At 70.8% G+C, this 12,344-nt stretch carries 10 protein-coding genes; 7 read left to right on the forward strand and 3 right to left on the reverse strand.

The window, feature by feature from the left end; translation table 11 throughout:
• The 5 genes from D7V88_RS32120 to D7V88_RS32140 all read left to right on the forward strand — a co-directional run.
• Nucleotides 1–585 (forward strand): TIGR02265 family protein (locus D7V88_RS32120; RefSeq protein ID WP_120544435.1); only part of this gene is annotated, 585 nt, incomplete at its 5' end.
• Between the two features lie 327 nt (nucleotides 586–912).
• Nucleotides 913–2,544, forward strand: coding sequence for a hybrid sensor histidine kinase/response regulator (locus D7V88_RS32125; RefSeq protein WP_120544436.1), 1,632 nt, complete (start codon nucleotides 913–915; stop codon nucleotides 2,542–2,544).
• A complete protein-coding gene (locus D7V88_RS32130) occupies nucleotides 2,541–2,918 on the forward strand; it encodes a response regulator (RefSeq protein ID WP_120544437.1) in 378 nt (125 codons plus the stop codon). The genes D7V88_RS32125 and D7V88_RS32130 overlap by 4 nt, the downstream gene beginning before the upstream one ends.
• A gap of 106 nt (nucleotides 2,919–3,024) precedes the next feature.
• Nucleotides 3,025–5,205 (forward strand): cation:proton antiporter domain-containing protein, encoded by a 2,181-nt coding sequence (locus tag D7V88_RS32135; protein WP_120544438.1) that lies wholly within the window; start codon nucleotides 3,025–3,027, stop codon nucleotides 5,203–5,205.
• Between the two features lie 6 nt (nucleotides 5,206–5,211).
• A complete protein-coding gene (locus D7V88_RS32140) occupies nucleotides 5,212–6,030 on the forward strand; it encodes a helix-turn-helix domain-containing protein (protein ID WP_120544439.1) in 819 nt (272 codons plus the stop codon).
• A gap of 7 nt (nucleotides 6,031–6,037) precedes the next feature.
• On the opposite strand, the gene D7V88_RS32145 is transcribed toward D7V88_RS32140, so the two are convergent.
• Nucleotides 6,038–6,790, reverse strand: a complete 753-nt coding sequence (locus D7V88_RS32145; RefSeq protein ID WP_120544440.1) for a GNAT family N-acetyltransferase — start codon at nucleotides 6,788–6,790, stop codon at nucleotides 6,038–6,040.
• A 68-nt stretch (nucleotides 6,791–6,858) separates the two neighbouring features.
• Between D7V88_RS32145 and D7V88_RS32150 the strand changes: the two genes are divergently transcribed.
• Both D7V88_RS32150 and gyrB read left to right on the forward strand, forming a co-directional pair.
• Nucleotides 6,859–7,350: a hypothetical protein gene (locus tag D7V88_RS32150; protein ID WP_244238512.1), complete on the forward strand. Its 492-nt coding sequence runs from the start codon at nucleotides 6,859–6,861 to the stop codon at nucleotides 7,348–7,350.
• A 121-nt stretch (nucleotides 7,351–7,471) separates the two neighbouring features.
• Nucleotides 7,472–9,925, forward strand: a complete 2,454-nt coding sequence (gyrB, locus tag D7V88_RS32155) for a DNA topoisomerase (ATP-hydrolyzing) subunit B (RefSeq protein ID WP_120544441.1) — start codon at nucleotides 7,472–7,474, stop codon at nucleotides 9,923–9,925.
• A 150-nt stretch (nucleotides 9,926–10,075) separates the two neighbouring features.
• Here gyrB and D7V88_RS32160 read toward each other — a convergent pair whose 3' ends face one another.
• Together D7V88_RS32160 and D7V88_RS32165 are read right to left on the reverse strand one after the other, a co-directional pair.
• A complete protein-coding gene (locus D7V88_RS32160; protein ID WP_120544442.1) occupies nucleotides 10,076–10,633 on the reverse strand; it encodes a hypothetical protein in 558 nt (185 codons plus the stop codon).
• Nucleotides 10,634–10,796: 163 nt separating this feature from the next.
• A partial coding sequence (locus D7V88_RS32165) for a PEGA domain-containing protein (protein WP_120544444.1) occupies nucleotides 10,797–12,344 on the reverse strand: 1,548 nt, incomplete at its 5' end.

A 12,344-nucleotide genomic window follows, 5' to 3' on the forward strand; every position in this document is an offset into this window, starting at 1 on the left:
GTTGATGATGGCGCGGAGTGGCACCTGGCGGAGCGATGCCTGGCGGCCACCCCGGAAGACAGTGCCCGGGGGATGTTCTTCCAGGGCGTCGTGGGGGTGGTGGGTTTCCTCCAGGGAGAAGCGGCGGGCGCGCAGTGCCTGGAGGCGTCGGGCTTGCGGGAGCTGAACGCCGCGGAGCTGTACCCGGTGACGCGCTTCCTGGCGATGACGTCCCGGGCGACGCGGCTGCTCCGCCCGCAGTTGGGCAACTGGGCGCAGTCGCTGCACTACATCGGGACGCAGGCCACGGTGGACTTCCTGGCCTCCATGTTCGGCCGGGAGCTGATGCAGGCGGCGCGGCGTGATCCACGCCTGCTCCTGCAGCACATGGCGGATGGCTACCGCACGGCGGTGAGCTACGGCGAGCGCACCGTGCTGTGGACCGGAGACCGCAGCGCGCGCTTCGTGATGCGCCGGGACTTCATGCCCGCGCCCTACCACGAGGGGGTCCTGCTGGGCGCGATGGAGGCCGTGGGCGCCCAGGACGTGCGCGTGCACGGGCGTCAACTGTCGCTGCTCGATACCGAATACGACGTATCCTGGTAGTTCCGGTCCGCCCCGTCTGGGGCTTGAAACCGGAGACTTCGGGGGCGGGACGTTCACCAGCCAGCGCTCTGTGCTGAACGTCCACCATTTCTCCCGATGGCGTGATGGGGAGGGCCACTAGCATGGGTGGAGCAGGCCCAGGCTCGGAACGCAGCGGTTTCCGGCCCCAACCTCGGGAGGAGTCACGCGAATGGATGCAGCACAAGGCTCCCGGCCGGCGCGGCGGTGGGCCCCCGGGCGGCGCGCCCCGCGTTCGCCCTCCGGCCGTGTCCAGGCAGTCCGTGGCGTCACACCCTTCCGGGCGGCGGTAACGGCCGGGGCGTGGGCATGACGCCCTTCCGGCTGTTGCTGGTGGAGGACAGCGCCAACGACGCGGCGCTGGTGACGGAGGCGCTGGCGCAGGCGGGCTACCGGCCCACGACCCGCCGGGTGGAGACGCTGGAGGCGCTGCGCGAGGCGCTGTCCACCGACGCGTGGGACCTGGTGCTGTGCGACTACCGGCTGTCGCGCTTCACGGCGCTGGACGTGCTCGGGGCGCTCCAGGCGCTGGGGCGGGACGTGCCGCTCATCGTCCTGTCCAGCCTGCTGAGCGAGGAGCAGGCCGTCACGCTGATGAAGGCGGGCGCGCGCGACTGCTTCTCCAAGGACCGGATGGCCCGGCTGGGCCCGGCGGTGGCGCGCGAACTGGAGGAGACGCGCGTGCGGCGCGAGCGGGCGCGCGCGGAGGTGGACCGCGAAATCCTGGCCCGGGCCAGTGAGCTGCTCATCACCGCGTCGCTGGAGCAGGAGGCGCGGTTGGATCAACTGGTCCAACTGCTGGTGCCGAAGGTGGCGGACTGGAGCGCCTTCTTCGTCTCCGATCCGGACCGGGGCGGCCTGCGGCTGGTGGCGCTGGCGCATCCGGACACGGCCCGGCGTTCGCTGGCGATGCGGTTGAACGACCGCTTCCCGCTGGACCCCCAGGCATCCGGAGGCCCCACGCATGTCCTGCGCACGGGCCTGCCGGAGCTGGTGCCGGACGTGCGCCTCCGGTCCGAACCCCTCCACCGGGACGCGGCGTCGCAGCGCGCGGTGGCGGAGCTGGGCGTGCGCTCGGTGGTGAACGTGCCGCTGCCCGGCCGCGAGGGCCCCCTGGGCGTGCTGTCGCTGGGCACGCTGGGCGAGCGCACGCTGGGCCCGGTGGACCTGGCGCTGGGGCAGGAGCTGGCGCGGCGCGCGGGGCTCGCGCTGGAGAACGCGCGGCTGTTCCAGGAGGCGCGCGAAGCGGTGCGCCTGCGCGACGAGTTCCTCACCGTGGCCGCGCACGAGCTGCGCACACCCCTCACCACGCTGCGCCTGCAGCTTGGCACGCTGCTGCAGCGCACGGAGGTGCACCACCTGGAGCCGGAGGTGGTGACGCGGCTGGAGCGCAGCGTGCGGCAGGTGCGGCGGCTGGGCACGCTGGTGGAGGGGTTGCTGGACGTGTCGCAGTTGTCTTCTGGCGAGCTGTCGCTGATGCCGGAGCGCTTCGACCTGGAGGAGCTGGTGGCGGAGGTGCTGGAGCGCTACCAAGCGGAGGCCCGGGCCGCGGGGTGTGAGCTGCGCCAGTCCCCGCGCCTGGGGCTGTGGGGGACGTGGGACCGGCTGCGGGTGGACCAGGCCGTGGGGGCGTTGATCTCCAACGCGCTCAAGTTCGGTCCGGGCCGACCCGTGGAGGTGGACGTGGGGCGTGCAGGCGCTTTCGCGCGGGTCCAGGTGCGGGACCGTGGAATCGGCGTGCCCCTGGACCAGGTGGAGCGTATCTTCGAGCGCTTCGGAAGGGCCGTCAGCTCGCACTCGTATGGTGGACTGGGCCTGGGGCTGTACCTCACGCGCCGCGCGGCGGAAGCGCACGGTGGCAGGGCCTGGGCGGAACCCGGTCCGGGCGAGGGCGCCCGCTTCACGTTGGAACTGCCGCTGGAGAAGGAGACGCGCGAGTGAGCCGGCCGCTGTTGGTGGTGGATGACGACACGGACCTGCGGGAGGCGCTGGAGGAGGTCCTGCGCGACGCGGGCTACACCGTGCTGGGGGCGGGCAACGGCTTGCAGGCGCTGGAGGTGCTGCGCGCTCAACCCACGCTGCCGGCGCTGGTGCTGCTGGACATGATGATGCCGGTGATGGACGGCGCGACCTTCGGTCGCCAGCTCCGTCAGGTGGACGCGTGGCGCGACATCCCGGTGCTCGTCTTCTCCGCCTCCGCCAATGCCCGCCAGGTGGCCGAGGAGATGTTGGCCTGCGGCTACCTGCGCAAGCCCGTGGACGTGGCGACGCTCCTGGAGGCCGTGGCGGCCAACAAGGCGCCTGAAAGCCCCTGAGCTTGAAGGCTGTTCCCGGGCGGGCGGGCACCCCGCGCGCGCGTTGACGCTGCGCACGATGGGCTGGTAAGCGACTCCTTAACAGCTTTCCAGCGAGGCCCATCCCATGAATACCCACATGCTCGCCCAGCTCCTGGTCCAGCTCATCGTCATCATCGGCCTGTCGCGGCTGATAGGGCGTGGGGCGCGGTGGCTGGGCCAGCCCCTGGTCATCGCGGAGGTGGTGGCGGGCATCGCGCTGGGCCCGTCGCTGCTGGGATTGATTTCGCCGGGGACGTTGCAGTGGCTGTTCCCCGCGGACTCGATGCCGTTCCTGAAGATGCTGGCCGAGGTGGGGCTGGTGCTCTTCATGTTCCTCATCGGCCTGGAGTTGGATCCGAAGCTGCTCAAGGGGCGGGGGCACGCGTCGGTGGTCATCAGCCACTCGAGCATCATCGTGCCCTTCGGCCTGGGCGCGGTGGCGGGCGCGCTGTGGCTGTACAAGTCGCTGTCGGACCCTTCGGTGCCGTTCTCGTCGTTCGTGCTGTTCATGGGCGTGTCCATGAGCATCACGGCCTTCCCGGTGCTGGCGCGCATCCTCACCGAGCGCGGGCTGATGCAGTCGAAGCTGGGCGCCATCGCCATCGCGTGCGCGGCGGTGGACGACGTGACGGCGTGGTGCCTGCTGGCCTTCGTGGTGTCGCTGGTGCGCGCGTCCAGCCTGGCGCAGGCGGGGATGACGACGCTGTTCGCGGTGCTCTACATCGGCTTCATGCTGGTGCTGGTGCGGCCGTTCCTCGCCCGGCTGGGGGCGCGCGTGGCCAGCCGCGAGGGCCTGACGCAGAACGTGGTGGCGGGCACGCTGCTCTTGCTGCTCGCGTCCGCGTGGACCACGGAGCGCATTGGCATCCACGCGCTGTTCGGCGCGTTCCTCTTTGGCGCGGTGATTCCCAAGGAGGGGGGGCTGGCCACGGCGCTGGCGGAGAAGCTGGAGGACGTGACGGTGGTGTTGCTGCTGCCGGTGTTCTTCGCCTTCAGCGGCCTGCGCACGCAGATTGGCCTGCTGGACACCGTGCAGTCGTGGGTGACGTGCGGGGTCATCATCCTGCTGGCGTGCCTGGGCAAGTTCGGCGGCAGCGCGGTGGCCGCCCGCATCACGGGCCTGCGGTGGCGGGAGGCGGGGGCCATTGGCGTGCTGATGAACACGCGCGGGCTGATGGAGCTCATCGTGCTCAACCTGGGCCTGGACCTGGGCGTCATCTCCCCCACGCTCTTCACGATGATGGTCATCATGGCGCTGGTGACCACGTTCGTGACGTCGCCGCTGCTCAAGTGGATGTATCCGCCGGAGGAGCAGGCGCGCGACCATCTGGAGCAGATGGCGCGGGAGCCAGCGGGCGCGGCGCTGGTCCCGTCCGCGTACACGGTGCTCCTGTGCGTGTCGCACGGGCAGGCGGGGCCGGGCATGGCGGTGCTGTCGCGCGCGCTGTCGGGCGAGCGCAACGAGGCGAGCCTCTACGCGCTGCACCTTTTGTCGCCGGACCGGACGCTGCGGGTGCGCCCCGACGAGGCGCTGGATGCGACGGGCGCTTCGGGCAGCGCGCTGATGCCGCTCATGGGGCGGGCGGAGAAGCTGGGGCTGTCGGTGCGCACGCTGTCGTTCGTGTCGTCGGAGCCCGCGCGGGACATCTGCCGCACGGCGCAGGCCAAGCGCGCGGACCTGGTGCTGCTGGGCTGGCACAAGCCGCTCTTCAGCCAGACGGTGCTGGGCGGCACGGTCCACGAGGTGATGCAGGAGTCCACCGGCACGGTGGCGGTGCTGGTGGACCGGGGCCTGTCCCAGGTGCGGCGGGTGCTGGTGCCCTTCGTGGGCAGCCGGCATGACCGGGCGGCGCTGGGCATCGCGCGGAGGCTCTTCAAGCAGGCCGGCGCGGAGGTGACGGTGCTGCACGTGACGTCGCCGGAAGGGCCGGGGACGGGCCGGGCGCAGGTGGACGAGCTGTTCCCCGCGGACGAGGGCGCGGCGGTGAAGCTCAAGGTGGTGCGCCACGCTTCTCCGGAGGAGGCGGCGCTGGAGGAGGCGCGGGCGGGCTACGACCTGGTGGTGGTGGGCGTGGGCGCCGAGTGGGGCCTGGAGGACCGGCTGTTCGGCGTGCAGCGCGAGCGCATCGTGCGGGACGCGCCCGGCTCGCTGCTGCTCGTGCGCCATCCGGAAGGGGCCCCGTTGCTGGCCCAGAATCCGGGCCAGGCGCAGGCGCGGGAGGGCGCGGCGCCGGACGCGGGCCAGGTGGTCGGGGCGCGGAGCTAGCGCGCCATGCACCTGGGGGCCACGCTGCGCTTGTTGCGGGTCGACGCGGGACTGTCCCTGCGCGACCTGGCGCGGCGCATTGGAGTGTCGAGCGCTTACTTGAGCCGCGTGGAGCACGGCGTGGACGCGCCGCCCACGCAGGAGCGGCTGACGGCCATCGCGCGGGAGCTGGACGTGCCCCCGGCGCTGCTGATGGACGTGGCCAACCGGGTGAGCCCCTACGTCGCGGGCTACCTGGAGGACGTGCCCGCGGCGGGGACGCTGCTGCTGGACATCGCGCGGCGCAAGCTCACCGGCGCGCAGCTCGCGCGCGTGCGGGCCTTCCTGGACGCGGAGTTCCCCCTGCGCGAAGCGCGCGGCGACGAACCCGTGCCCGCCCTGGGCTCCCTGTTGTGCGCCGAGCGGGTGGTGGTGCGGTTGTCGTGCGAGGACTACGAGGACGCACTCGACGTGGTGGCCGGGAGGCTGGCGTCGGCGCTGCCCGGCCTGGACGCGTCCGCGCTGGCGCAAGGGCTGCGCCAGCGCGAGGGCGATGCCCCGTCCCAGGTGGGCAGCGGCGTGGCGGTGCCGCACGCGTTCGTCCCGGGCGCGTCCCCGGTGGCGGCGCTGGTGACGCTGGCGCGGCCCCTGAAGACGAACGCGCCGGATGGCCAGCCGCTGCGGCTGGTGGTGGCGCTGGTGGACGGACACATGGGCCGCGCGCGGTTGATGCGGCTGGCGCACGTGGCCCGGCTCGCGGGCCGGGGGCTGGCGGACCGGCTCCAGGGGGCCGGGGAGCCCCAGCAGGTGCTGGAGACGCTGGAGGAGCTGGAAGCGCTGCGCTGAAGGCCGCTCAGCTGGCCGGCGGCACCCAGTGCTCCCATTCGCCCAGGTCGCGGTAGCCCAGGTGCCGGTAGACGCGCAGGCCCGCGGCGGTGGCCTGGAGCACCGTGGCGGTGCACCCGCGCGCCCGGGCCCCGGCGATGAGCCCCCGCATCACCGCCGTGGCGAACCCCAGGCCCCGGGCCTCCGGATGGGTGGCCACCAGGTACACGCCCGCGGTGTCCGCCACGTCCACCGCCAGGCCACAGGCCAGCGGCCGGCCGGCCTCCTTCGCCACCACCGTGTGGACCGAGCGCGGGGGCGGGCGCCGCCAGAGGGACAGGATGTCCCGCCACTCGGCGCCGTAGGCGCTCACGTTGAGCTCCACCAGGTCCGTCATGTCCTCCACGGACTCCACCGGCACCCCGGGCTCCGCGTCGGGCAGGTCCTTGAGCCAGGCGCCCATCGCGGGAATGGTGAAGTCGAACCGGTAGCCGTGGGCGGCCAGCACGTGCTTGGCGTCCCTCTGCCCGGGCGTCAGGGTGATGCGCCAGCGCGGCAGGCCCAGGCTCCGGTAGAAGTCCCGGAGGGCGGGCATCGCCTGGTCGAGCGCGTCCGCCTGGGTGAAGAGGACCTGCTGGAAGTGGGCGTCCTGGTACGCGGGCAGGGCGAACGCGTCCACGCCGGGGAGGCGCAGGTGGCGCAGCGCGCCGCGTTCGGCCTGGAGGCCCTTGAAGGCGATGAGGTTGGTGTGCAGTCGCGAGGTGAGTTCGGCATCCGTCATGCGGGCCGGCAGCCTAGACACGGGGGCGACCGCCAAAGAACAGCCGAGGAGGAAAGGACGCGCGCACCGTGCGCCTGGGGATTAGGTTCCACCCCTCGCCCGCCATGAGCCAGCGCTTCTTTTCCTTTGATCCCCGCCCCACCCGAATCGCCCTCTTCCTGGGGGCATGCCTGCTGGCCGTCCTCACCGCCTGGGCCCTGGCGGACTTCCGGGGCGGAGGGGGGCTGCTCGCCATGGCGCGGGCCGGCATCAGCGCCGGCCTGATGCTCACCTTCCTGGTCTCCGTCCACCGCCTGCGCCCCCGCGAAGGCTGGGGCATCACCCTGGATAACGCGGGCGTGCGGGTGGCCCGGCCCTTCACCGGCAAGCCCCTGGAGTTGCACTGGGGACAGATTGATTCCGTGCGCCGGGTCGGCCGTAAAGGGAGCGTGCTCGGCCTCTTCCTGAAGGAAGAGGGAAGGGTGCTCGTGACGCGACATCTTTTCGCCCGCAAGGCTGTTTATGAAGAGTTGCTCGCGGCGCTGGAGGACCGCCTCCCGCCCTCGCGTTTCGACGCCTGATTCATGAATCTTTCCGCAGCCTTGCGCGGGCTCCCGAACCTTGTTCGGGATGCCCGGTGGTGGTAGGCACAGCAGGCACAGCCCTGTCGCAACGGCAGCCTTTCCCAAGGACATGCTTCACATGGAAAAGACCCCCGCTACCGGCGCCGCGCTGGCCGCGCCGCAAGCCGAGTATGGGACGGACAGCATCACCAAGCTCGAAGGCCTGGAGGCCGTCCGCAAGCGCCCCGGCATGTACATCGGCGACACGATGACCTACGGGCTGCACAAGCTCGTCTACGAGGTCGTGGACAACTCCGTCGACGAGGCCCTGGCCGGCTACTGCACGGACATCGAGGTCGTCATCCACGTGGATGGCTCGCTCAGCGTCCAGGACAACGGCCGCGGCATCCCCGTGGGCCCGCACCCGGACCCCAAGTTCAAGCACAAGGACACGCTGGAGGTCGTGCTCACGGAGCTGCACGCCGGCAGCAAGTTCGGCAACGGCGCGTACAAGGTCTCCGGCGGCCTTCACGGCGTGGGCGTCACGTGCGTGAACTTCCTGGCCGAGTGGTTCAAGGTCCGCATCCAGCGCAACGGCAAGGTCTTCGAGCAGGGCTACGCGCGCGGTGTGCCCAACAGTCCTCCGACGGAGGTGGGCACCACCGACAAGCGCGGCACGATGATCCACTTCAAGCCGGATCCAACCATCATGGAGACGGCGGACTTCAACTTCGAAACGCTCAGCCAGCGGCTGCGCGAGCTGGCGTTCCTCAACGCCGGCCTGCACATCACCATCCGCGACGAGCGCACGCAGAAGGAGCACGACTTCAAGTTCGACGGCGGCATCGCGTCCTTCGTGGAGTACCTCAACAAGGCGAAGACCGCGCTGCACGACAAGCCCGTCTACATCAAGTCGGAGCGCGAGGGCGTGTCGCTGGAAATCGCCATGCAGTGGAACGATGGCTACGACGAGCGCATCTTCACCTTCGCCAACAACATCAACACCCATGAGGGTGGCAGCCACCTGTCCGGCTTCAAGTCCGCGCTCACGCGCACGCTCAACAGCTACGCGGAGAAGGGCGGGCAGTGGAAGGACCTGAAGGAGACGCCCACCGGCGAGGACGCCCGTGAAGGCCTGTCCGCGGTCATCTCCGTGAAGCTGACCAACCCCCAGTTCGAGGGGCAGACGAAGACGAAGCTGGGCAACAGCGAGGTGAAGGGCCTGGTCGAACAGATGGTGAACGACCAGCTCGCCTCCTTCCTGGAGGAGAACCCGCCGCTCGCCAAGAAGGTCGTGGCGAAGATTGGCGACGCCTGCCGCGCGCGCATCGCGGCCCGCAAGGCCCGTGAGACGGTGCGCCGCAAGGGCGTGCTGGATGGCGGCGGTCTGCCCGGCAAGCTCGCGGACTGTCAGAGCCGCGACCCCAACGAGAGCGAGCTCTACATCGTCGAGGGCGACTCCGCAGGCGGCTCCGCCAAGCAGGGACGCGATCGGCGCAACCAGGCCATCCTGCCCCTGCGCGGCAAGATCCTGAACGTGGAGAAGGCGCGCTTCGAGAAGATGCTGAGCAGCGCCGAAATCGTCACGCTCATCACCGCGCTGGGCACGGGCATCGGGGCGGAGGACTACGACCCGGAGAAGGCTCGCTACCACCGCATCATCCTGATGACGGACGCAGACGTGGACGGCAGCCACATCCGCACGCTGCTGCTCACGTTCTTCTACCGGCAGATGCGAGAGCTCATCGACCGGGGCTACGTCTACATCGCGCAGCCGCCGCTCTACAAAGTCACGCGCAACAAGAAGGACATCTACGTCAAGGACGAGCGCGCCCTCAACGAGTACCTCCTGAAGATCGCCGCGGAGCACACCCGGGTGAAGACGCCCAACGGCGAGCTGGGTGGCAGCGAGTTCAAGGCGCTCCTGGAGAAGGTCATCACCTACGAGGAGCGCCTGGAGAAGCAGGCCAAGCGCCGCGACGCGCGCATCGTGGACGCGGTGGTGCAGGCGACGAAGCTGAGCGCGGAGCTGCTCACGGACGAGGCCGCGGTGCTGGGCGAGTACGACGCCATGCGCGCCTACTGCGAGCGGCGCATGCCGGACGTGGTGGGCCGCATGCTCAAGGACGTGCAGCAGGACCCGGAGCACCAGGCCAAGAAGCTGATCATCTCCACGGACGTGAACGGCTCCATGAAGGAGTCCGTCTTCGACCACGCGTACCTGTCGTCGCCGGAGTACCTGGAGCTGGTCAACCTGCGCGAGGCGTTCAACGCCCTGGGCAAGGCGCCCTACCGCGTGCAGGTGGACGCGGGCGAGGTGACGGCGTTCTCCGTGCAGGAGGTGCTGGCCGCGGTCCGCAAGGACGCGCAGAAGGGCCTGGGCCTGCAGCGCTACAAGGGTCTGGGAGAGATGAACCCGGAGCAGCTCTGGGACACCACCATGAACCCCCTCACGCGCACGCTGCTCCAGGTGCGGGTGGAGGACGCGGTGGAGAGCGACGACATCTTCTCGCTGCTGATGGGCGAGGCGGTGGAGCCGCGCCGCGAGTTCATCGAGCGCAACGCGCTGGACGTGCAGAACCTGGACATCTGAGCGTCCGCCGGATGTCTGCTTGAAGTCCGCGCCGGGCCCCGGGGGAAAAGACCCGTGGGCCCGGTGCCGTTTTTCGGCTCCGCGCCCACGTGCCCTTCCCATCCTTTTCGAGCCGGGCCGCGGCGGACTGCGGGCGGCCCCCGGGAGCTCTTACGGAAGGAACCTGGAGACCAGCGACCAGCGCGAGGAGGTGCCCGCGCGCATGTTGAGGATGGCGGTGACGGCGATGACGCCCGCCATGGTGACGATGTTCACGATGCCCCCGACGTCCAAGGCCTTCATCGTCTTCGCGGCGGACTCGGGCGTGCCGGCGGTGGGCGTCAGGCCCGTCTCCGCGGGGACGGCGCCCTCGGGCGCCTGCTTCGCCAGGAAGGCCCCGCCAAGGATGTTGGCCGCGCCCAGCGCCACGGTGGCGCCCAGCAGCACGTCCTTGGCGATGACCAGCCCGCGCGTCGTGCTGTCGATCTCCCGGCCCGTCAGCCGCGAGCGGCCCACCAGCCAGGTGACGGCCGCCAGCCCCACCGACACCGCGTTGACGACGTTGAAGCCGTTCCAGGCGGCGTTGGTCACCTGACCGCGCTCCGCGCGAGATTCGATGACGGCCACGGCCGGGTTGAGGGCAATCTTCCCGAAGAGGGAACCACCAAACCCGGCGGCGAGCCCCAGGTTGTGAAGGACCAGACCGGTCGACGACAGCACAGGCATCATGAGCGGACTCCAGCGGAGAAGAAGTGGATGTCCGTGAGGGTAGGCACTGCGTCCGGGGCGGGAGCAGCACGTCAGGGGTTTCACCCGGGGTGCCGCTAAAGCCTGCCTGCCGGGCGGGCCCGTGAGCGGGGGCCCGTCTGTCCGGCTGCCCTGAGGGGACGGGCTACCGCTCGGAGCGGCTGGCGCCCTTGAGCGCTTCGGCGCGCTCCTTGCGGGACATGTTCGTCACGTCGACGATGTCGAAGTCGAGCGCGCCCTTGTTGTCGCCCAGGTTCGTGTCGGGGAAGACGCAGCGCAGGTCCTGCACGCCGGTCACCTGGTAGCGCTTGCCCGCTTCGAACAGGCGGTGCGAGCGGCGCACGTCCTCCGGCGTCCGGCCCTTCTCCACGCACAGCACCGTCTTCACGCGGCCCAGGCCCCCGCTGCGCACCTCGGCGAAGTCGTCGCGCACGGTGATGAGGTAGGTGGACTTGGGGTCCATGCCTTGCAGCAACATCTGGTGCCGCGGCTTCACCTGGAAGGCGTTCTTCTGGGCGTCGAACAGCACCGAGCGCGGCGGGACGTACACGGACTGGCGCAGGTGCACGCGGATGGAGCCGCGGTTGTCCTCGGCGCCGGTGTCGTCCAACACGAAGAAGTGCAGCTTCCTGGCGCCCTTGAGGGTGCGGGGCGCGGAGCTGATGAAGCCCACGGCGTTGTCGGCCGGCAGCTCCCCTTCCGCGTAGTACATGAGCGTTCCGGACGCGGTGCCATCCCCGTCCGCGAACGCCGCGCTGCCCTCGGTCCACACCGAGTAGCCGGTGCCGGGGGCCACGTCGATGGTGGCCGCCGGGTACTCCGTCACCGGCAGCGCGTTGTACATGGGCCGCAGCACCAGCAGGCGCGTGGGGTAGTCCACCACGCGCATCTCGCGCTCGACGCCCTCGAGCGGAGGTTCGGCCGGTGGGGCCGCGGCGATCATGCCCCCGTCGTCAAGGGTGCCCGCGTCCCCATCGAGCGCGGCGACGGCTTCCCCGGCGTCCCCTGCGATGGCGACGGCGATGCCCGCATCCTCGCCAGCGAGGCCTGCGTCCACGTCGGTCGCGGCGACGACGGAGCCCACGTCCGAGGACGGGAAGCCCGCGTCGATGTCGGTGGTGGGAATCGCTGACACCATCTGGGTGGTGCCGGGTGCCACCTCCAGCTCCGCCTTGAGATGGGTCTCCGCCTGGTTGGGGGAGAAGCGCCGCGTCCACGCGCGGTAGCCGGGCTTGGTGATGACGATGGTGTGCGGCGTGCGCACGTCCGCGCCCAGGACGCGGTTGGGCGTGGTGCCGGAGTTGATGCCATTGACGACGATGGCGGCCCCCTCCGGCTTGGAGGTGATCCACAGGACGGCGACCGCGCCCGAGTCATCGACGGAGACCTCGGGCGGCGACACCAGGTGCACCAGCAGCCCGATGAAGAGCACCACGGCGGTGGCGACGAACACGCCGAGGCTCAGTGCGCGCACCTGCTTCACGCGCTTGGCGGCGCGCTCGGCGTCCTCGGCGGCCAGCTTCTCGCGGGCTTCGTCCACGGTGGTGCGCACGCGGACGGCGGGCTTGTCCTCCTCCACCTCCGGCTCCGCCACGGCGGGCGTCTCCACCGGCGTGTCGCGGGGGGCGGCGTACGTGGGGAGCACCGGCATCGCCGTGGGCTCCAGGCCGGAGTCGGTGTCGGGCTCCGGGGG

Origin of the sequence: Corallococcus terminator (assembly GCF_003611635.1) — a bacterium.
In the GTDB taxonomy this organism is placed as follows: domain Bacteria; phylum Myxococcota; class Myxococcia; order Myxococcales; family Myxococcaceae; genus Corallococcus; species Corallococcus terminator.